Genomic DNA, 20,003 nt, shown 5'->3' with positions numbered 1-20,003 from the left:
CCTTGAGGTCGAGAAACTGGGCGCGCGAACGAGGGCCGGATCGGGGCGGCCTCGGTCACGGCGCGGCGGAAAATAGCGACTCGCGCCCGCCGGGCAAACGAAATCTGCCCCGGGCGGGCCGAAGCCCTCGCTCAAGCCCCTCGCGAACCCTCAGTCCTTGCCGCCCTGCAAGGCCCGCAGGCCCCCGAGCGGCGCGTCCTCCGCGTCGGGCTCGGGCTCGGGCTCGACGAAGGTGACACCGGGTTTGCGCGGATAGGGGTCGAGACCCATGGCCAGGAACTCGGCGGTGAGGAGGCCGAAATCGACGCGGCCGTTGACGATCGCGTCGGGCACGTCGATCTCGTCGGCGTCGTGTCCCGTCGGGATCTCGCCGTCGGTGAAGACCACGTCGACGGCCTCGTGCACGGGCGCCTCGAACGGATCGAGACTCACGGTGCAGATCTGGGTCACCACGGCCTCGACGGAGCCCGTCACCGTGAGGTTTTCCAGGGTGCCGCCGACACGGAAGCGGCCGACGAGGTCGCGGACCGCCGGAATGCCGAAATCGGCGGCGAGCGCCGCGCATTCCTCGGGGGTCGCCGTGACGACGAAATCGCCCTGCGCGCGCGCCATGCGATCGACCCGGATCGAGCGCGTGAGCGGACCGACCGTCTGATCCCGTGTCATCGCAGACTTCCCAGTTGGTCCGCCGTCCCGGCGGAGGTTTCGATGGCGGCGAAACGCGGCCCCGCCTCCACGAGGGCGGCGAGGTCGAGAACTCCGAGGGCCCGGTCGCTCGCCATCACGTAGCGCGCCAGATCCGTGGCGTCAGCCGCCTCGACGCCGAGGACGTTGCGGGCGAGAGCCTGGGCCAGGGCGTCCGCGTCACCCGCGTCCAGGGCGGCATCGTAGCCGGCGGCCCGGCCGTAGAAAGCGGCGCCGAGCTTCTTCATGCGCTTGGGCACCCCGAAATCACCGATCCCGCTTTCGCGCAAGGACGAATCGAGCTGGAGGAAGACCGCGTTGACGAGGTCCTGCGCCACGTCCGCCGCCGGATCGGGGAGCCGGTTGAGGCGGCGCAGCACCAGGATCACGTGCAGGCTGAGGCACTCGAAACGCCCTTCCACCGTGTCGGGCACGCCGAGGTCAGTGTAGAGGCCGGGCACCCGCGCCGCCGCGTTGATGCGGACGTGAAGGTCGCGAATCATGCGTTCGCGGGGGCTCTTGCGCCCGAACAGACGACCGATCATGCGCGCCCCCTTCCCGTGTGGACAGCGCGCCGCGGACGGTGCGGAAGGGCCGGGTGTGGCCCCGCTTGCCTTGTCAAAACCATAACCCCGGGGTACGGCAACGAATGGTCAAGGTGCAACCGTCTTCGGGTTTTCCTGGGCGTTCGAGTGCCGTGTCGGGTCTCCGACCGCAGACGCGTTCAGTTCTTCAGCAAGATCAAGGGTGGTCGATGTCGCGCCGTTTCGTTCTGCCGCTCGCGCGCCTTGCCGTCCTCGGCCTCGTCGGCACCGGGCTCGCCGGCTGCATCGGCGAGGATCTGCGCCACGGCTACCAGATCGATCAGGCTGCGCTGGCGACGGTGAAGCCCGGCATGAGCGCCGAGCAGGTGCTGACGATCCTCGGCACGCCCTCCACGGTCTCCACCGTCGGCAACAAGAGCTGGTACTACATCAGCCAGAACACCCGCCGCACGGTGCTGTTCCTCGGCGAGCAGATCGAGGACCAGAAGGTGACCGCAGTGTACTTCACCCCGGCCTTCAAGGTCGAGCGCGTGGCGCTCTACGGCCTGCAGGACGGCAAGGTGTTCGACTTCATCGAGCGCTCGACCCCGACGAGCGGCGCGGACCGGGCCTTCATCAGCCAGCTCTTCCGCGGCCTGACCCGCTACGAGCCCTTCGGCAGCGGCAAGGGCGCCAGTGTCGTCCCGGGCGCGCGCGCCGGCCAGTAATCGCCTCCCTCCGATCATCACGCCGCATCGAGGCCGCTTCCGTCCGAACGGAGGCAGCCTTTTCGTTGGAAACACCGATAGCAAGTCAGGCGGCGGCGCGGTCGCGGCCCGAAGCCTTGGCCTCGTAGAGGGCCCGGTCGGCCCGGGCGATGGCTTCGAGGAGGTCGGTCTCGCCGGGCGCGACCGTCGCCACGCCCATGCTCGCGGTCCAGGCCGGCAGGTCCGGCACCGCCCCGAAGGCCCGACGCAGATCGGCGGCAAAGGTCAGGACATCTCCACGACCGGTGCCTGCCAGGACGATGACGAACTCGTCACCGCCGAGGCGCACGACGAGGTCGCGCCCCGAGACGCGTCGCATGGCGCAGGTGGCCAGCGCCACGAGCACCGCGTCGCCCACCCCGTGGCCGTGCCGGTCGTTGATGGCCTTGAAGTGATCCACATCGATGGCGACGACGGCGGTCTCCGGCGCGGCGAGCGCGGAGCCGTAGGCCGCGAGACCGGCGCGGTTCAGGGCGCCCGTGAGGGTGTCGCGCAGGGCAATGTGGCGCAGGGCCATCTGGGCGCGCTCGCCCAGCATGGCGATGAGGCCGAGATTCAGGATCGCCAGCAGCATTTGGTCGGCCAGCATCGGCACCAGGGCCACGACATCGGGGATGGAACGGTCGGTCACCAGGGCGACGATCACGAGGACGTAGCCCGGGATGTAGCCGAGGAGGGCGAGCCCGGCGATGCGGCGGCCTCCGCTCGAGGTCATGCCCCGGCCGCCGATCAGGACCATGCCGATGGTGAGCATGTCGAAGATGAGCCCGAGGGTGCCGCCGATCTCGGCGGCCACCCGGTATCCCATCGCCCCGGGGCCGAGGACGCCGAGGCCCGGCAGCAGGATCACCAGGAGCATCCAGGGCCGGAACGGCTTCACGCCGTCGAACCGGTACACCCCGGTCAGAACGAGAACGTTGGCGACACCGAGAAGGCAGCACAGGAGTCCCGCGAGGACCGGGTGATGCCCGACCTGCGCGAAGCCGATCAGCGTCACCGCGTAGAGGGCGAAGCTCCCCGCCCAATCCAGCAGATAGGATTGCTGGGTCCTGGCACGCCACAGGGACAGATAAACCACCACAAAGGCCGTGCTTGCGAGGATGCTGCACAGGCGAAGGGTCGGGACATCGGGGATAGAGGGCATCGGATTGACTTCGCGGCGAGCACAGCTCCGGAAATTATCGCGGAAGCCTTAAGGGTGTCTCACAAAACCTGCGGCCGACGATGGTCACCGCCTCGAGTACGACGATGCGGCGGAGAATTTTCGAGACATACCGAAGCTTATCGGCCCCGGATCGGCAGGAGTACTGCGCTGCCGGCACATATCCCCGCCCTCGGACGTATCGCCTCGTGGCCTCAGCCCCGGGCGCGCTCGGCGGCCTCGATGCGGTTCAAAAGGTCGGCGAAGGCGTCGGGCATGTCGGCGTCGGGCCGGGCTTCGTAGACGGACCGCAAACCACCGGCGAGGCTGGCGACGATGTCGGGTGCGAGGCTTTGGCTTCCGGGCCATGCGCCGCCATTGGACTCGTGGGGAACGGCGGGCATCCCATCCCGGCCACCGCGCTGGCTCTGCATCGACATGGCGACTCCGCGTCCGCTCTCCGGTGACGAGTCGTGCGCGACCGATCGCCCGCAGGCAATCCGCCGCGGTCGAGTCGGGAATACTTTCCGGCGCGGTGTGTCTACGGAGTCACGCGGCCGGTCACGACCCTCGCGACGGCATGGGGACTGGTGAGAACCAGAGCCGGGCGTGTCGCCCGCATGGCTTCGACCCGGGTGTAACCCCAGGCCACGGCGGCGAAATCGCAGCCAGCCGCGCGGGCTGCGTCGTGATCGCGGATCTCGTCGCCGACATAGAGAACCGTCTCGGGGGCGAAACCGGCGTCACGGATCAGGGCTCGCAGGCGCTTGCCCTTTCCGAACAGGGCGGCGCCGCAGGCATGGTGCCGGAAGCGCCCGGCATCGGCCCCGAGCACGGCTTCGATGTTGGCCCGCGTGTTGGAGCTGACGATGGCGAGCGGCATGCCCGCCGCGTCGAGATCGGCGAGCATTTCCCGAATGCCGGGAAACAGCGGGATCTCACCGATGTCACGGGCTGCCAGCCCGTGCATGTGCCGGCTGATGAAGGGCAGCTTCCACGGCGCGATGCCGAGGTGGCGGACGATGCCGGCGGCATCGAGACCGCGCAGGACCTCCGTCTCATGCGGGGCGATCCGACGGAATCGATAGCGATCCGCCACATCGTTGATGACGCGGGCGAACCAGGGAAAGCTGTCGGCGAGGGTCCCGTCGAAATCGAAGACCAAGAGACGATAGGGCGTTGCGCTCACGCGGTCAGGTTGGCGGCGGGCACGGCCAGACGCATGACGAGGCCGGTGCCGCTCCAGTCATGCTCGAGGGTGCCATCGAGTTGCCCCGCCACGCTGCGCTCGGCCAGCACGGTGCCGAACCCGCGCCGGGTCGGCGGCCCGGACACGGGCGGTCCGCCGGATTCCGCCCAGACGAGTTCGTAGGTCTCGCCGTCGCGTCGCCCGGTGAGCCGTACGGTCCCGGCTTCCGTGGACAGGCCGCCATACTTCATCGCATTGGTGGCCTGCTCGTGCATGATCAGCGCGAACGCCGTGGCCGACCGGTCGCCGACGACGATATCGTCACCGTGCAGCACGATGCGCTCGCGGCCGTCCTGCACGTAGGCCGCCATGATCAGGCGCATGAGGCCGAACAGGGTCTGGCCCTGCACCTTGGGAGCGCTCGCGGGCGAATGCGGACGCACGTATTCGTGGGCGTTGGCGAGGGCACCGAGGCGCTCGCGGAAAGCGGCGACGAAGGGACGGGCCGCCGGATCGGTGCGGGCCGACAGGGCGGCGATGCCTTCGACCACGGCGAAGATGTTCTTGATGCGGTGGGAGAGTTCCTTGATCAGCAGATCGCGGGCCTCTTCGGCGCGCTTGCGCTCGCGGAGGTCCCGGGTGACGGTGGCGTAGCCGAGGAGGCCGCCGCGGTCGTCATGCACGGGAAACACGCTGTAGAGGACCGCGATTCCCTCCCCCGTCCCGAAATGGCGGAAGGTGAGCTCTCCCTCCCACCAGCCGTCCCGCTGCACGGTCGGCAACACCGTCTCGATCACCGTCGATCGGCATTCGGGCATGAAGTAATCGGGCACGGTGGTGCGCCGGGCCGTCTCGGCGTCGGGGAGGCCGACAAGCCGGCGGCCGGCCGCATTGATATGGAGGATGCGGCCATCCTCGTCGGCGATGCCGATGAAGTCCTTGGAATGCTCGACGATGGCGGCGAGCTTGCGGGCCTCGCCCTCGGCGCGCTTCAGGTCCTCGATGTCGGTGCAGGTTCCGAACCAGCGCTCGATGCGGCCTTCGGCATCGCGCAGGGGCATCGCCCGTCCCAGGGTCCAGCGGTAGACACCGGTGTGGTGGCGCAGGCGGTACTCCACCTCGTAGGGATCGCCGGTGGCGAGGCTGTGGCGCCAACGCGTCCAGGCACGCTCCTGATCGTCGGGATGGAACATGCCGTTCCAGCCCTCGCCATCGGTTGAGCCGTAGGGAACGCCGGTGAATTCGTACCAGCGGTCGTTGTAGAAATCGTGGAAGCCGTCGGGTCGCGTGGTCCACACCATCTGGGGCATGGCACCGGTCATCACACGAAAACGGCGCTCGCTCGCGGCGAGGTCCGCCTCGCGGTTGGCGACCGCTTCGCGGGACTGCTTCAGCTCGATCAGGGTCGCGACCTGCCGCGCCAGCGCATCCAGGGTCTCGGTCTGAACCTGGGTCAACCCATCCGGCCGGGCGACCCTGTCGAGGACGCACAGGCTTCCCAGGGGCTGGCCGGCCTTGGCCCGGATGACGGCGCCCGCGTAGAAACGCAGGCGATGCTCGCCGATGACCAGGGGATTGTCGGCCGTGCGCGGATCGGTTGTGAGGTCCGGAATCACCAGAAGCGGGCCGTTCTCGATTGCATGCGCGCAGATGGACATCGATCGTGGCGTCTCGGTCGCCTCGAAGCCGATGCGCGCCTTGAACCACTGCCGCGTCTCGTCGACGAGGCTGACCAGCACGATGGGCGCGGCGCAGACGATGGAGGCGATGCGGATGAGGTCGTCGTAGGCCGGATCCTGGCCGGTATCGAGGATCTTCGTGTCACGGAGGGCCTCGAGCCGTTCGGCCTCGGTCCAGTCCGTCCACGGACCATCGCAGGAAGTGATCGCGGTCAAGAGCGGGTATCCTCGTCAGCGCCTTCAGATAGGGCGCGTGACAGGTCCGTCAAAGTTCGGTCCGGAGCGATGGCCGCGTGTCCCTCTTCGAGCGTCTTCGGCCCGCATCACGTCCGACGCCCGATACCGGTTCGGGCGCCGGAGCTCAACCTTCTGTCAGGCGGCCTTCGATCAGGCGGCCTTGGCGCCGGAGCGGGTCGGGTAGTCGATGTAGCCCTCGGGTCCCTGGCTGTACCAAGTCTTCTGCTCGTCCTTTTTCAGGGGCGCACCCTCGGCGATCCGGGCGGGCAGGTCCGGGTTGGCGAGGAACGGCCGGCCGTAGGCGATGGCGTCGGCCTTGCCGGCGTCGAGCACGGCCTGCCCTTTCGGACCGTCGTAGTCCGAGTTCAACACCAGGGGGCCGTCGAAGGCCGCCTTGACGATCGGAGCAACGGGCGCGTGGTTCGAGGTGCCGAAAGTCCCCTCGGGGCCGGGTTCCCGCATCTCGAGGAAGGCGATGCCGATCTCGGACAACGCCTTGGCGGCCGCGCCGAACAGGGCGTCGGGGTCGGAATCGTCCACGCCCTGGATCGCGCCGTTGGGGGAGAGGCGAACGCCCGTGCGGTCGGCCCCGATGGCGTCTGCGACGGTCCGGGTCACCTCCGTCAAGAGGCGGATCCGATTCTCGATGGAGCCGCCGTAGCGATCATCCCGGAAATTCGAACCATCGCGCAGGAATTGGTCGATGAGGTAACCGTTGGCCGCATGGATCTGCACGCCGTCGAAGCCGGCCGCGATGGCGTTGCGGGCCGCCCGGTCGTAGTCGGCCAGGAGACGCGGAATCTCCTCGATCGGGAGGGCGCGGGCCTCGGCGTACGGCTTCTTGCCTGCGTAGGTGTGAGCGGCGTCCGGCGCCGTGGTGGCCGAGGCCGAGACCGGCTTGGCGCCGTCGAGGAAATCGGGGTGGACGATGCGGCCCATGTGCCAGAGCTGGCAGACGATGCGGCCGCCGGCCGCGTGCACGGCCTTCACGATGGGCTTCCAGGCCGCCACCTGCTCATCGGACCAGATGCCCGGAGCGTAGGGCCAGCCAAGGCCTTCCTGGCTGATGCCGGTGGCCTCGGTGATGATGAGGCCGGCGCTGGCGCGCTGGGTGTAATACTCGACCATGATCGGCGTCGGTACATGGGCGCGGGTGGCGCGGCCGCGGGTGAGCGGGGCCATGAAGACGCGGTTCTTGGCTTCGATCGCGCCGATGCGGATCGGGTCGGACAGGCTCGGCATTGCAGGCTCTCGCGTTGTTTCAGAAACGAACGGAAGCGCGCGACACCCCGGGGGATGTCGAGGCTTCGAGAGCCGTAGTTGGATTGCGCACGATGCGATGTCAGGGGTGACGCGACGCCAGCCCATCGTACCGGTGCGGCATCGCACACGCCGGATCGCAATGCGGTCTTCGATAGAGGAAAAGGCCGGAACCTGGCGGCTCCGACCTCTTCTGATGATCCACGTCCAGTGGGGCCTTCAGTAGCGCGCCAGCACCGCCAGGAGCAGGAGGGCGATGATGTTGGTGATCTTGATCGCCGGGTTCACGGCGGGGCCGGCCGTATCCTTGTAGGGGTCGCCGACGGTGTCGCCGGTCACCGCCGCCTTGTGGGCGTCGGACCCCTTACCGCCGTGATGCCCGTCCTCGATATATTTCTTGGCGTTGTCCCAGGCGCCGCCGCCCGATGTCATCGAAATCGCCACGTAGAGGCCGGTGAGGATGACGCCCAGCAGCGAGGCGCCGACGGTGGCAAAGGCCTGGTTCTTACCGGCAATCGCCTGGATCACGAAGAACAGCACGATGGGCGACAGCACCGGCAGGAGCGAGGGCAGGATCATCTCCTTGATCGCCGCGCGGGTGAGCATATCGACGGCCCGCCCGTAATCCGGCCGATCGGTGCCGGCCATGATGCCCGGCTTCTCGCGGAACTGGCGACGGACTTCCTCCACCACCGCACCCGCCGCACGGCCCACCGCCGTCATCGCCATGCCGCCGAACAGGAACGGGATCAGGCCGCCGAGCAGCAGGCCGACGACGACGTAGGGGTTGGACAGGGAGAAATCGACGGTGACGCCCTGGAAAAACCGGTACTGCGTCGGGCTCGCATTGGCGATGAAGTAGTTCAGATCCGAGGTGTAGGCGGCGAACAGCACCAGGGCGCCGAGGCCCGCCGAACCAATGGCGTAGCCCTTGGTCACCGCCTTGGTGGTGTTGCCCACGGCGTCGAGCGCGTCGGTGGACTTGCGGACTTCCGGCGGCAGGCCCGCCATCTCGGCGATGCCGCCGGCATTGTCGGTGACGGGTCCGAAGGCATCCAGCGCGACGATGAAGCCGGCGAGCGCCAGCATGGCGGTGACCGCGATGGCGATGCCGAACAGGCCCGCCAGCGAGTAGGTGGCAATGATGCCGGCCACGATGACGAGAGCCGGCAGCGCCGTCGATTCGAGGGAGACGGCCAGGCCCTGGATCACGTTGGTGCCGTGGCCGGTCACCGAGGCGTCGGCGATGGATTTGACCGGGCGGAAGTTGGTGCCGGTGTAGTACTCGGTGATGACCACGATGAGGGCCGTGATGACGAGGCCGACGACGGCGCAGCCGAGAAGTGCGCCCGAGGTGAAGCTCACCCCCGCATTGGTGGTGAAGGTGGTGGAGAAACTGCCGAACAGGGCGAAGTTCACCAGCGCGATGGCGCCGATGGAGAGGGCGCCGGCGGTGATCAGGCCCTTGTAGAGGGCGCCCATGATCGACTGGTTGGCGCCGAGCCTGACCGCGTAGGTGCCCGCGATGGAGGTGAGGATGCAGGCCGAGCCGATGGCGAGCGGATAGAGCAGCATCGCTTCCAGCACGTTGCGGCCGGCCACATCGGTCTGTCCGGCGAAGAAGATCGCCGCCAGCACCATGGTGGCGACCACGGTCACCGCGTAGGTCTCGAACAGGTCGGCGGCCATGCCGGCGCAGTCGCCGACATTGTCGCCGACGTTGTCGGCAATGGTGGCGGGGTTGCGCGGATCGTCCTCGGGAATCCCGGCCTCGACCTTTCCGACGAGGTCGCCGCCGACATCGGCCCCCTTGGTGAAGATGCCGCCGCCCAGACGCGCGAAGATCGAGATGAGCGAGGCGCCGAAGCCGAGGGCCACGAGGGCGTCGATGACCTCGCGGCTGGCGGGAGCCAGCCCGGCGATGCGGGTGAGGTAGGCGTAATAGAGAGCGACGCCCAGCAGGGCGAGGCCCGCCACGAACATGCCCGTGACGGCACCCGATTTGAACGCCACGTCGAGGCCCGCTCCCAGCGAGGTCGAGGCGGCCTGGGCCGTGCGGACGTTGGCGCGCACGGACACGTTCATGCCGATGAAGCCGGCCGCGCCCGAGAGCACCGCGCCGATGAGGAAACCGATGGCGACCTTGAGGCCGAGGAAGAACGCCAGGGCCACGAACAACGCGAGGCCGACGACCGCGATGGTGGCGTATTGCCGACGCAGGTAGGCCTGGGCGCCCTCCGCGATGGCGCCGGCGATCTCCTGCATGCGCTGGGTGCCGGCGTCGCGGCGCAGGACGTCGTTGATCGTGACGATGCCGTAGGCGACGGCGCACAGCCCGCCCAGGATGATCAGCAGCAATGCGGTCATTCGTACCGTCCTTGGGTGATCTCGAGATGATCCCTCGACCGTCGGGGTCGGCTTGCCTCGTCCCTGGCGTGCCATGGGACGTGACACCCGATGGTGTGATCGCATTCCTCCCCGGAATTGCCCTCCTTGAGTGCCAAACTTCGCCGTGAAGCGCAAACGGCCAATCGCATTTTAGGCTGCGGATATTTGTGCATCGCACAATTCAGGCAATCCTTCGACTGGGATCACCTGTCGTCGCCAGATCTCGGTCCGCGGGATAAGACCGAAATGGTCCGTGTTCGCCGGTCGAAACTTATGAAATCCTGAATTCTGCGGCTCCGGCGTCTCGCTGCCCCGCCAGCCAGGCAAGACGCGCCACCTCCAGGCCCCAGACCATCCCGAGCATCATGTAGACGTGGCGCCACTTCTCGATGTCGATCTGGAACGCCTGGAGAAAGAACATCAGCAGGGCCGGAAAGACGACCTGACTCAGACCCTGATACGGAGACGGTTTCAGGCACAGGCGGAACCCGACGAACGTCGTCGTCAGCACGATGGAGATGAAGGCGAACCCGCCGAGCCATCCCCCGTTGGCGAAGCCGCCGATATAGGTGTTGTGCGGCTCGAGGTCGAAGATCCGCCGCCACCGCAGGGGACCGAAGCCAAGGGGACGGTCGATGAGCATCGGAATGCCGCGGCGCTGATTGCCGAACCGCCCGGTCTCGCCCTCGTCGTAGTCCTTCGTCACCTGGGCGCGGTCGGTGAACCGCTCGGCGACGCTGTCGACGGAGAGCAGGCCCCCGATCAGCACGGCCCCGACGACCAACGCCAACGCCGACAATCGCGCGATGCGGCGACGGATGGCCCGCGACGGCGAGGTCGCCCAGGTGAGGCCGATGGTGAGGGCGATGCCGACGACACAGGCGCCCCACGACCCGCGCGAGAACGAGAGGAACACGCAGGCGAGGATGACGAGCAGGGCCGTCGCGGACAGGAAGACCCGTCGCGTCTCCCCGACCAGCATCCCGCGAATGAGATACAGCGCCGACAGGATGAGGAACGACCCGAGAAGGTTGGGGTCCTGGAAGACGCCCGAGGCCCGGCCGTCCATCTTGAACAGGATGCTTTCGCCGACGACGTCGAAGTAGCTGAGAATGCCGCAGATCGCGGCGAACAGGCAGCCCGCCAGATACGCCTTCAGGCCGAACGTCACCCGGCGGGCGGTGTCATCGGAGAAGAACATCACGAAGAAGATGCCCGTGATGCCGAGATAGACCGTCTGATAGGTCCACTCGACCGGAAGGCTTTCATCGAGATAGGGGATGAGCGAAACCAGGATGGCGGCGAGATAGATCGCCAGCAGCGCGATGACGATGAGCGTCGCGCGATGGATCCTGATATCGAGCAGGAACCAGAGCAGGATCGTCGGCGGCGCCAGGAAGTCGTAGGGCGACGGCTTCATGAACGTGAAGCACGTAAAGAAGATGAACAGCCCGAAGAGAATGTATCCGAGGGTGTGGAGCGGACCCGTCGCGGCGCGGCGACTCCACGGCGGTGTCGCGACGGCACCGTTCAACGTGGTTCCTGCCCAGCCTGCCGCCATCGTCTTCGTCCAACCCGCTGCGGGGCAATCACCCGTTCCGACTGTGCACCACGCCCGTCAGCGAAGACTTAAGGCGGCGGGCGCGTCAGGCGCCCGGCGACGGACGAGAAGCCCCTGGACGAAGCGGGTGAGCGGTTTTTCCAGGACGCGATGGATCAGCACCGCGACGGCACAGGATCCGACGACCGTGACGATCACCATCGGCCAGAGCATCGACGGTCCCTCGAGTCCGCCCCATTGCGCCGCCTTGCGGATCCCGACGATCACGAAGGGGTGGCTGAGGTAGAGGACGTAGGAGGCATCGCCGACGAGGAGCCCGAGCTTCGACAGGGGCGACGGTCCGGCTTGACGGCCGAGCACGGCGGCGGCGACGATGAGGGCGGCCGGTAGGCCCCAGCCGAGTACCCGCCAGAGATCGTTCGGCGTGGTCCAGTTCATGGCCTGATGGGCCGAGTCGATGGGGTCGACGACCAGGATCGCGACGCCGCCGACGAGGAGGACGCCCCGGGCGAGGCCCGGGAGCCGCACGCCGTTGCGGACCAGGAGGGCGATGCCCATCCCGATCCCGAACTCGAGCACGATCGGGCGCGTCCAGAAGAAGGGCGCCGCCGCGCTCGGCTGCGTGACCATTCCCCCGACGACGAGGGCGCCGAGGGTGACAGCCACCGCCATCACCGCCCGCTCGCGCCGCAATCCGACGAAGGCGGCGAAGATGAGGTAGAAGAACATCTCGTAGTTGAGGGTCCAGCCGAGTTCGAGGACCGGGAGCGGAATGTCCCGTCCGGCGGCATAGGCCGGCCAGAAGGCGAACGACGCGAGGATGGCCGAGGGGCCGGCGACGTCCTTGGTGGTGCCTGCCAGCCCGATCGTCACGACCACCACGTAGAGGGCGGTGAAGATCCAGTAGAGCGGGACGATCCGCGCCACGCGGCGGCCGAGGAACTCGGTCGCCGCCCCCTGCCGTCCGAACAGCCCTTCGGAGGCGTAGACCATGATGAAGCCCGAGATCACGAAGAAGATGTCGACGCCGGCTCCCCAGGGCAGCAGGTGCACCCGCTCGAACGTGCCGCCGATCTTCATGCTCTGCACGAGGGCATGATGCTGGGCATGCCCGAAAACGACCATGAGGGCGGCGAGCCCCCGCAGGACCTGAACGGAGACGATCTGCTTCATGTCGGCACTGCCTCGGAGGCGGCAGGATGCCGACCGCGGGCGGAGCATGGGGCGACAGCGGTTAAGCCCCGATAAAACGAAATGCCGAACGCCGTCCGCCTACCCGATCAGGGTCCGCACGCGGGCGCGAAACTGGTCGCCGCGATCCTCGAAGCTTCGGAACTGGTCGTAGGAGGCGCAGGCCGGGGAGAGCAGCACCACGGGTTCGGCCGCCCCGGACGAGGCCGTCGCTTCGGCGGCTTTGGCGGTGGCGACATCGAGGGTGCCGCAGCGGGTGTAGGGCACCCGGCCGTCCAAGGTGGCGGCGAAGGCGTCGCTCGCCGCGCCGATGAGGTAGGCGTGGGCGACCCGGCCGAACAGCGGCACGAGAGATTCGATGCCGCCCGCCTTGGCCTTGCCGCCGAGGATCCAGTGGATGTCGTGGAAGGCCGTGAGGGCCTTCTCCGTCGAATCGGCGTTGGTGGCTTTGGAGTCGTTGACGAACAGAACGCGGTCGCGGCGGCCGACCTCCTCCATGCGGTGGGGCAGGCCGGGGAAGGTTTTCAACCCGGCTAGGATGGCATCGGCATCGAGGCTGAGGGCCCGGACAACGGCGATGGCCACGGCGGCATTCTGCCAGTTGTGGGCGCCGCGCAGGGTGCCGATCCCGTTGAGATCCGCGAGGGGCCTGCCGTCCGCTCCGACCACGAGGCCATCGCGGGCGGAGAGCCCTCCGTCCGGCGTTTCCGCGCCCACATGCACACGCACGACGGGACCGACGACCGCCTCGGCGATGGCGCGGCTCGGCGCGTCGTCGATGCCGACGACGGCGAGGTCCGAGCCCGCGATCAGGCGCGCCTTGATGCCGGCGTAGCGTTCCAGGGTGCCGTGGCGGTCGAGGTGGTCGGGGGTGATGTTCAGAAGCACCCCGACACCGGGGTCGAGAGACGGCGTCAGATCGATCTGGAACGAGGACAGTTCGATGACGTGGATCCGCTCCGGTGCGGGCGGCGCCAGGGACAGGATCGCGGTCCCGATATTGCCGCCCATCTGCACATCTCGGCCGGCCCGGGCGAGGATATGGGCGACGAGGGCCGTGGTGGTCGATTTGCCGTTGGTGCCCGTGATGGCGACGAAGGGGGCTTGCGGCGCGATCCGGGCGCGTTCGCGGCAGAACAGTTCGATGTCGCCGATGATCTCGATGCCGGCGGCCTTGGCCTTGTCCACGGTCCAGTGCGGAACCGGGTGGGTCAGCGGCACGCCGGGGGCCAGGATGAGGGCGGCGAACTCCGACCAGTCGGCGTCGTGCAGATCGGAGACGGTGAAGCCCTGCGCGCGGGCCCGCGCCGCGCTCTCCGGGCTGTCGTCCCAGGCGAGCACGTCGGCCCCGCCCGCCTGCAGCGCCCGCAGGGTGGCGAGGCCGGAGCCACCGAGGCCGAACAGCGCGACCTTCCGGCCGGAGAACGTGGTGGCGGGCGTCATCAGCGCAGCTTCAGGGTGGCGAGGCCGGCAAGCGCCAGGATCACGGCGATGATCCAGAACCGGATCACGACCTGCGGCTCCTTCCAGCCCTTCTGCTCGAAATGGTGGTGGATCGGCGCCATGCGGAAGACGCGCTTGCCGGTGAGCTTGAACGACGCGACCTGGATGATCACCGACATCATCTCCAGCACGAACAGGCCGCCGACGATGGCCAGCACGATCTCGTGCTTGGTGGCCACGGCGACGGTGCCGAGCAGACCGCCGAGGGCGAGGGAGCCGGTGTCGCCCATGAAGATCTGGGCGGGCGGCGCGTTGAACCACAGGAAGCCGAGGCCCGCCCCGATCACCGCGCCGCAGACCACGGCGAGTTCGCCGGTGTCGCGCACATAGTTCACCTGGAGGTAGCCCGCCGTGAAGACGTTGCCGACGAGGTAGGCGATGACACCGAAGGTGCCGCAGGCGATCATCACCGGCACGATGGCGAGACCGTCGAGGCCGTCGGTCATGTTCACGGCGTTGCCCGCACCCACGATGACGAAGGCGGCGAACAGCACGTAGAACCAGCCGAGGTTCAACAGCGCGTCCTTGAAGACTGGAAACGCGAGGTGGTTCTGAAGCGCCGCCGGCGAGTAGACCGCGATGACGGTGCAGGCGGCGAGCGCGATGGCGCCCTCCAGCAGCAGGCGGAAGCGGCCCGAGAAGCCCTTGTGCGACTGCTTCGTCACCTTGAGGTAATCGTCGTAGAAGCCGATGGCGCCGAACCCCAAGGTCACGGCGAGCACGACCCAGACGTAGTGGTTGCGCGGGTTGGCCCAGAGCAGGATCGCCACGATGGCGCCGGCCAGGATCATCAGGCCGCCCATGGTCGGCGTGCCGCGCTTGGTCAGCAGATGGGATTGCGGCCCGTCCTCGCGGATGGGCTGGCCCTTGCCCTGGCGCAGGCGCAGGAGCGAGATGATCAGCGGCCCGAACCAGAACACGAACAGACCCGCCGTGAACAGCGCGCCGCCGGTGCGGAAGGTGATGTAGCGGAAGACGTTGAGCGGCGACAGCGTGCCGCTCAGGTCCGACAGAAGATACAGCATCCAGCACCCGGCCGCGGTTTTCGAGGATCGTTTCCGGGCATGCGAGGCCGCGGGCCCCGGCCTCCCGGCCGTGCCGGCCGTCCTAGCGCGCGATCGCTTGGACTGGGTCGGCTTGTCCGGGGTTCGCGTACCGGGCTTTGAGGGCTTCGACAATCCGGCCCATGCGGATGCTGTTGGAGCCCTTTACCATCACGGCGTCCCCGGCCCGCAGGGTGCCGAGCACGGAATCGAGGAGTTCACCCGAGGTCGCCGCGCAGGTGCCGCGCCGACTCAAGGGAAGCGCCTCGAACAGATGCCGCATGAGCGGACCGGCGGTGAAGACGAGATCGACCCCCGCGTCCTCGACGGCGGCGGCAAGGTCACGGTGGTGGTCCTCACCGGCGGCGCCGAGTTCCAGCATGTCGCCGAGCACGGCGATGCGGCGGCCCCGGGGGCCGGTCTCGATGGCCGAGAGGGTGGCGAGGGCCGCGCGGATGGAAGCCGGGTTGGCGTTGTAGCTCTCGTCGACGAGGAACGCCTCGCCCTCCCCGATCCGCAGGGCCGTGCGCTCGCCGCGCCCCACGGGGGGCCGGAGCGCCGCGAGGGACAGGGCCGCCAGGGCGAGATCCGCCCCCAGCGCATGGACCACGGCCATGACGCCGAGCGAATTCATCGCCGTATGCCGGCCCGGGGTTCCGAGCTGGTAGGTCACCGGAATACCCATCACCCTGGCATCGACCACGGAGAGGTCGGGCCGCAGGACGATGCGGAGCGCCCGGACATCGGCCTCAGCGTGTTCGCCGAAAGTGACGACCCGTCCGGCCTTCGAGGCCTGCGCGTGCGCCAGCAACCGCGAAAAGCTCGGGTTGTCGCGGTTGAGGATCGCGGTGCCGCCGGGGCGCAGGCCGGAAAAGATCTCGCCCTTGGCGTCTGCGATGGCCGACAGCGAGGCGAAATGCTCGATGTGCACCGGCTCGACGGTGGTCACCAGGGCGATGTCCGGCCGGACCATGGCGGCGAGGGGCACGATCTCGCGGGGGTGGTTCATGCCGATCTCGAACACGCCGTAATCGGCGTCGGCCGGCATGCGGGTGAGCGTCAGGGGCACGCCCCAATGGTTGTTGTATGAGGCGATGGAGGCGTGGGTGCGCCCCTGCGCCGAGAGGACGTGGCGCAGGGCTTCCTTGGTGCCGGTCTTGCCGACCGACCCCGTCACCGCGACGATGCCGGCTTGGGTACGGGCGCGGGCGGCGAGCCCGAGCGCCCGCATGGCATCGAGGACGGGATCTTCGCCCGTGCCCGAGACGGCGAGCACCGCGCCGGCCCCGGCGAATTCCTCCGCGCGCCCGGCCGCGACGACGGCGGCGCCCGCCCCACGGGACAGGGCGTCACGGACGAAGTCGTGTCCGTCGCGCGCCTCGCCGCGAATGGCGAAGAACAGGTCGCCGGGCTGCAGGCTGCGGGTGTCGATGGACGCGCCCGTGATGGGCTTCGGGGCGCCGTGCAGAGTGCCGCCGGTGGCGGTCTCGAGGGCTTCTTGCGTCCAGAGGGGGGCGTCGGACTGGGTCGAGGTCATGTCGCGCGCTCCGCGATGGCCGCCCGGAGCACGTCGTGGTCCGAGAACGGCAGGACGGTTGTGCCCACGATCTGGCCGGTTTCATGACCCTTGCCGGCCACCACGAGGACGTCGCCGGGCGCCAGCGCCCGCACCGCCGTGCGGATGGCCTCCGCACGGTCTCCGATCTCGGTGGCGTCGGGTGCGGCGGCCAGAATCTCGGCACGGATCGCGGCGGGATCTTCCGAGCGCGGGTTGTCGTCGGTGACGATGATCCAGTCGGCGCCCTTGGCCGCGATGGCGCCCATGATCGGGCGCTTGCCCCGGTCGCGGTCGCCGCCGCAGCCGAAGACGCAGACGAGGCGCCCTGTCGCGAACGGGCGCAGCGCCGTGAGCACGCCGTCGAGGGCTTCCGGCTTGTGAGCGTAGTCGACGAGGCAGAGGGCGCCGTTCGCCTCGCCGATGCGCTCCATGCGACCGGGCACGCCGGTGAGGTGTTCGAGGGCGGCGATCACGCCGGCCGGATCGGCCTCGCCGGCTGGTGTCGCGAGGACGAGCCCGGCGGCGAGCAGGGCGTTCTCGACCTGGAACCCGCCGACGAGGGGCAGGCGAACGTCGTACTCCGCCTGTCCGTCGGGACCGGGGGCGATGACGTGGAGGTGCTGGCAGAATCCCTCCGTGCGCGCCGCGACGAGCCGAACGGTCTCACCGGCTCGACCGGTCGTGCGCAGGCTCAGGCCGCGCGCCAGGGCGGCGGCGATGACCACCTTGGCGTAGGCGCCGTCGGCGTTGACCACCGCCGGGATGCCGGGCCGGGCCAGGGTCGTGAACAACCGCAGCTTGGCCGCGAGGTAATCGTCGAGGGTGGCGTGATAGTCGAGGTGGTCGCGCCCGAGATTGGTGAAGCCGACGGCGGAGAGTTCAACGCCGTCGAGGCGGCGCTGCTCGATGCCGTGCGAGGACGCCTCCATGGCGAGATCCGTGATGCCGTCCTCGGCCAGCCGCGACAGGGTCGCGTGCAGGGTCACGGGGTCCGGCGTCGTGAGCGATCCGTAGGTGGCGCCCCCATTCGTGACGATGCCCACCGTCCCGAGGCTCGCCGACGCGCGACCCAGCCGCGACAGGATCTGGCGGACGAAATCCGTGACCGAACTCTTGCCGCTGGTGCCGGTGACCGCGACCACATGGGCGGGCTGGCCGCCCGAAAAACGGCTGGCCGCAAGCGCGAGACTGCGGCGCACGTCCGTTACGGGAACGTAGGGAAACGCCGGATCGAGCCCGTCCGGCCGTGCGCCCTCCCCCACCACGGCGACGGCTCCCGCCGCGACGGCACCGGCGGCGAAGCGGCGCCCGTCGGCGACGGTGCCGGGTACGGCCACGAACACGAAGCCGGGCTCGATCTTTCGCGAGTCGGCTGTCAGCCCCGAGACCGGCGTCGTATCGCCGGCGGCCTCCGGGAACAGCTGCCCGAGGGTCGCCCCGCTCATCGCCCGTCCACCTGGGTGGCGTGGTAGGCGCCGAGCTTCACCATGAGGGGGAACGGCTTCACCGGCGGGTCGAATTGCGGCGGCAGGCCGAGGATCGGCGCGACGCGCTCGATGACGCGGCCCGTGACCACGCCCGAGTTCCACGCGGCGGTGGCGTAACCGCCCGATTCCGGCAGGCCCTGGGGTTCGTCCATGATGGTGACGAAGAGGTATTTCGGGCTGTTCATGGGTGCGGCAGCCATGAAGGTGGTGAACAGACGGTTCTTCACGTAGCGCCCGTGGATCACCTTCTCGGCGGTGCCGGTCTTTCCGCCGACGTAGTAGAGCGGGATCGAGGCCTTCTTGGCCGAGCCCTCGACGGCGTTGAGGCGCATGATGAAGCGCATCGCCTCGCTGGTCTCCGGCTTCAGCACCCGGGTCGCCTTCTTCAGCGCCTCGGCCTCGGTGGTCTTGAGGAAGGTCGGCACGATGAGGTTGCCGCCGTTGGTGATGGCGCCCACCGCCGCCGCCGCCTGGATCGGCGCCACGGCGAGGCCGTGGCCGAACGCGATGGTGATGGTGTTGATCTCGGTCCAGCGCGACGGGACGATGGGTTCGGCGCTCTCAGGCAGCTCCGTCCGCATGCGGTCGGTGAGGCCCATCTTCTTCAGGAAGGCCCTGTGGCCGGGCACGCCGATGCCCAGCGCCATCTTGGCCGAGCCGATGTTGGACGAGTGCGTGAACACCTCCGGCATGGTGATGGTGCGGTTGGTACCGTGGTACTCGTGGATCTTCTGCCGGCCCCAGGTGAGCACGCCGCCCCTAGTGTCGAAGGTCGAGTTGACGTTGTACTTGCCGGAATCGAGGGCCATGGCGAGGGTCATCGCCTTGAAGGTCGAGCCCATCTCGTAGACGCCGACATTCATGCGGTTGATGCGGTCGGCCGAGAGGGCGTCGGCCGGGTCGTTGGGGTCGAAATCCGGCAGGGAGGCGAGCGCGATGACTTCGCCGGTGGTCACGTCGAGGATCATGCCGGCGGCGGCCTTGGCCTTGAAGTGATCGACGCCCCAGGCGAGCTCGTCGCGAAGCGCGAACTGCGCGCGTAGATCGATGGAGAGCTGAACCGGCTTGAGGTCGGTCTGCTTGGCGACAAGGCCGAACTCGTTGAGCGCCTTGTTGCCCTGCGTGTCGATGTACTTCTCGATGCCGGCGATGCCGAGATTGTCGAGGTTGGTGATGCCGATGATGTGGGCGGCGGCGACCCCGTTGGGATAGACGCGCTTGTGGTCGGGCAGGAAGCCGATGCCGGGGATGCCGAGGCGATGGACCTCGGCCTGCTGCTTCGGGGTGATCTCGCGCTTCACCCACACGAAGCCCTTCTCCTTCCCCGTCGATCCGACGCGGGCCGAGAGTTTGGTGCGCAGATCGTTGGCGTTGAGCTGGGGCAGGACGGCGGTGAGCAGTTCCACCGCTTCGTCCTTGTCGACGATGTTGCGCGGCTCGGCGAAGACCGAGACCGTACGGATGTCGGTGGCCAGGATCTCGCCGTTGCGGTCAACGATGTCGGGCCGGATCGCCGTGGTGGCGGAGGCGGCGACGCGCTTGTCGGAATTGTCCGTCTCGGGGAGCGCCGCGAGATAGACGAGGCGCACGCCGATGGTCATGAACACGGCGGCGAAGCCCAGGCCCACGAGGCCGACGCGGGCGTAGCTGCGCTCGATGGCGAGATGGAACATCGCCCGGATGAGCGCGACGACCCGGTTCGCGCGCGGCGCCGGAGCCGGCTCCGGCACCGGGGCTTCGACCTCGGGGTGTTGCATCGACTCGGCCTCGGGCGGAACGGCGTCCGAAAAA

16 protein-coding genes are annotated in these 20,003 nt (G+C 68.6%); 1 reads left to right on the top strand and 15 read right to left on the bottom strand.

Annotated elements, in window-relative coordinates; translation table 11 throughout:
• Positions 1-150: 150 nt before the first annotated feature.
• Together MKK49_RS19680 and MKK49_RS19675 are read right to left on the bottom strand one after the other, a co-directional pair.
• Positions 151-666, bottom strand: coding sequence for a YceD family protein (locus tag MKK49_RS19680; protein WP_244031463.1), 516 nt, complete (start codon positions 664-666; stop codon positions 151-153).
• Positions 663-1,229: a ubiquinol-cytochrome C chaperone family protein gene (locus tag MKK49_RS19675; RefSeq protein ID WP_244031461.1), complete on the bottom strand. Its 567-nt coding sequence runs from the start codon at positions 1,227-1,229 to the stop codon at positions 663-665. Before MKK49_RS19675 ends, MKK49_RS19680 begins: the two co-directional genes overlap by 4 nt.
• A 209-nt stretch (positions 1,230-1,438) precedes the next feature.
• On the opposite strand from MKK49_RS19675, the gene MKK49_RS19670 reads away from it, so the two are divergent.
• Positions 1,439-1,936 carry an outer membrane protein assembly factor BamE gene (locus tag MKK49_RS19670; RefSeq protein ID WP_244031459.1) on the top strand — a complete coding sequence of 166 codons (498 nt, stop codon included), beginning with the start codon at positions 1,439-1,441 and terminating at the stop codon, positions 1,934-1,936.
• A gap of 85 nt (positions 1,937-2,021) precedes the next feature.
• Here MKK49_RS19670 and MKK49_RS19665 read toward each other — a convergent pair whose 3' ends face one another.
• The 13 genes from MKK49_RS19665 to MKK49_RS19605 all read right to left on the bottom strand — a co-directional run bounded on the left by MKK49_RS19665 (position 2,022) and on the right by MKK49_RS19605 (position 19,969).
• Positions 2,022-3,119 carry a GGDEF domain-containing protein gene (locus MKK49_RS19665; protein ID WP_244031458.1) on the bottom strand — a complete coding sequence of 366 codons (1,098 nt, stop codon included), beginning with the start codon at positions 3,117-3,119 and terminating at the stop codon, positions 2,022-2,024.
• Between the two features lie 212 nt (positions 3,120-3,331).
• Positions 3,332-3,556: a hypothetical protein gene (locus MKK49_RS19660; RefSeq protein ID WP_244031457.1), complete on the bottom strand. Its 225-nt coding sequence runs from the start codon at positions 3,554-3,556 to the stop codon at positions 3,332-3,334.
• 101 nt (positions 3,557-3,657) lie between these two features.
• Positions 3,658-4,305, bottom strand: coding sequence for an HAD-IA family hydrolase (locus MKK49_RS19655; protein WP_244031456.1), 648 nt, complete (start codon positions 4,303-4,305; stop codon positions 3,658-3,660).
• Entirely contained in the window at positions 4,302-6,200 is a 1,899-nt protein-coding gene (locus MKK49_RS19650; RefSeq protein WP_244031455.1) for a PAS domain S-box protein, read from the bottom strand. The genes MKK49_RS19655 and MKK49_RS19650 overlap by 4 nt, the downstream gene beginning before the upstream one ends.
• A gap of 171 nt (positions 6,201-6,371) precedes the next feature.
• Positions 6,372-7,463, bottom strand: a complete 1,092-nt coding sequence (locus MKK49_RS19645; RefSeq protein ID WP_244031454.1) for an alkene reductase — start codon at positions 7,461-7,463, stop codon at positions 6,372-6,374.
• A 237-nt stretch (positions 7,464-7,700) separates the two neighbouring features.
• Positions 7,701-9,848 carry a sodium-translocating pyrophosphatase gene (locus MKK49_RS19640; protein ID WP_244031453.1) on the bottom strand — a complete coding sequence of 716 codons (2,148 nt, stop codon included), beginning with the start codon at positions 9,846-9,848 and terminating at the stop codon, positions 7,701-7,703.
• Between the two features lie 292 nt (positions 9,849-10,140).
• On the bottom strand, positions 10,141-11,403 hold the full coding sequence (locus tag MKK49_RS19635) for an O-antigen ligase family protein (protein ID WP_244031452.1): 1,263 nt from the start codon (positions 11,401-11,403) through the stop codon (positions 10,141-10,143).
• Positions 11,404-11,487: 84 nt separating this feature from the next.
• A complete protein-coding gene (locus MKK49_RS19630) occupies positions 11,488-12,603 on the bottom strand; it encodes an acyltransferase family protein (RefSeq protein WP_244031451.1) in 1,116 nt (371 codons plus the stop codon).
• 99 nt (positions 12,604-12,702) lie between these two features.
• Positions 12,703-14,064: a UDP-N-acetylmuramoyl-L-alanine--D-glutamate ligase gene (murD, locus tag MKK49_RS19625; RefSeq protein ID WP_244031450.1), complete on the bottom strand. Its 1,362-nt coding sequence runs from the start codon at positions 14,062-14,064 to the stop codon at positions 12,703-12,705.
• The gene (mraY, locus tag MKK49_RS19620) at positions 14,064-15,149 is read right to left on the bottom strand and encodes a phospho-N-acetylmuramoyl-pentapeptide-transferase (protein ID WP_147708801.1); all 1,086 of its coding nucleotides are present in this window, start codon (positions 15,147-15,149) and stop codon (positions 14,064-14,066) included. Before mraY ends, murD begins: the two co-directional genes overlap by 1 nt.
• An 82-nt stretch (positions 15,150-15,231) precedes the next feature.
• Positions 15,232-16,704 carry a UDP-N-acetylmuramoylalanyl-D-glutamyl-2,6-diaminopimelate--D-alanyl-D-alanine ligase gene (locus MKK49_RS19615; protein ID WP_244031449.1) on the bottom strand — a complete coding sequence of 491 codons (1,473 nt, stop codon included), beginning with the start codon at positions 16,702-16,704 and terminating at the stop codon, positions 15,232-15,234.
• Positions 16,701-18,170 carry a UDP-N-acetylmuramoyl-L-alanyl-D-glutamate--2,6-diaminopimelate ligase gene (locus tag MKK49_RS19610; RefSeq protein WP_244031448.1) on the bottom strand — a complete coding sequence of 490 codons (1,470 nt, stop codon included), beginning with the start codon at positions 18,168-18,170 and terminating at the stop codon, positions 16,701-16,703. Before MKK49_RS19610 ends, MKK49_RS19615 begins: the two co-directional genes overlap by 4 nt.
• Positions 18,167-19,969, bottom strand: coding sequence for a peptidoglycan D,D-transpeptidase FtsI family protein (locus MKK49_RS19605; RefSeq protein ID WP_244031447.1), 1,803 nt, complete (start codon positions 19,967-19,969; stop codon positions 18,167-18,169). Before MKK49_RS19605 ends, MKK49_RS19610 begins: the two co-directional genes overlap by 4 nt.
• Positions 19,970-20,003 lie beyond the last annotated feature (34 nt).

Origin of the sequence: Methylobacterium sp. J-090 (assembly GCF_022829345.1) — a bacterium.
Classification (GTDB): domain Bacteria; phylum Pseudomonadota; class Alphaproteobacteria; order Rhizobiales; family Beijerinckiaceae; genus Methylobacterium.
This window is presented reverse-complemented; position numbering and strand designations above follow the sequence as displayed.

Coding starts and splice junctions, on each gene's coding strand:
- MKK49_RS19680 (WP_244031463.1), bottom strand. CDS start 666: ATGACACGGGATCAGACGGTCGGTCCGCTCACGCGCTCGATCCGGGTC.
- MKK49_RS19675 (WP_244031461.1), bottom strand. CDS start 1,229: ATGATCGGTCGTCTGTTCGGGCGCAAGAGCCCCCGCGAACGCATGATT.
- MKK49_RS19670 (WP_244031459.1), top strand. CDS start 1,439: ATGTCGCGCCGTTTCGTTCTGCCGCTCGCGCGCCTTGCCGTCCTCGGC.
- MKK49_RS19665 (WP_244031458.1), bottom strand. CDS start 3,119: ATGCCCTCTATCCCCGATGTCCCGACCCTTCGCCTGTGCAGCATCCTC.
- MKK49_RS19660 (WP_244031457.1), bottom strand. CDS start 3,556: ATGTCGATGCAGAGCCAGCGCGGTGGCCGGGATGGGATGCCCGCCGTT.
- MKK49_RS19645 (WP_244031454.1), bottom strand. CDS start 7,463: ATGCCGAGCCTGTCCGACCCGATCCGCATCGGCGCGATCGAAGCCAAG.
- MKK49_RS19640 (WP_244031453.1), bottom strand. CDS start 9,848: ATGACCGCATTGCTGCTGATCATCCTGGGCGGGCTGTGCGCCGTCGCC.
- MKK49_RS19630 (WP_244031451.1), bottom strand. CDS start 12,603: ATGAAGCAGATCGTCTCCGTTCAGGTCCTGCGGGGGCTCGCCGCCCTC.
- murD (WP_244031450.1), bottom strand. CDS start 14,064: ATGACGCCCGCCACCACGTTCTCCGGCCGGAAGGTCGCGCTGTTCGGC.
- mraY (WP_147708801.1), bottom strand. CDS start 15,149: ATGCTGTATCTTCTGTCGGACCTGAGCGGCACGCTGTCGCCGCTCAAC.
- MKK49_RS19615 (WP_244031449.1), bottom strand. CDS start 16,704: ATGACCTCGACCCAGTCCGACGCCCCCCTCTGGACGCAAGAAGCCCTC.
- MKK49_RS19610 (WP_244031448.1), bottom strand. CDS start 18,170: ATGAGCGGGGCGACCCTCGGGCAGCTGTTCCCGGAGGCCGCCGGCGAT.
- MKK49_RS19605 (WP_244031447.1), bottom strand. CDS start 19,969: ATGCAACACCCCGAGGTCGAAGCCCCGGTGCCGGAGCCGGCTCCGGCG.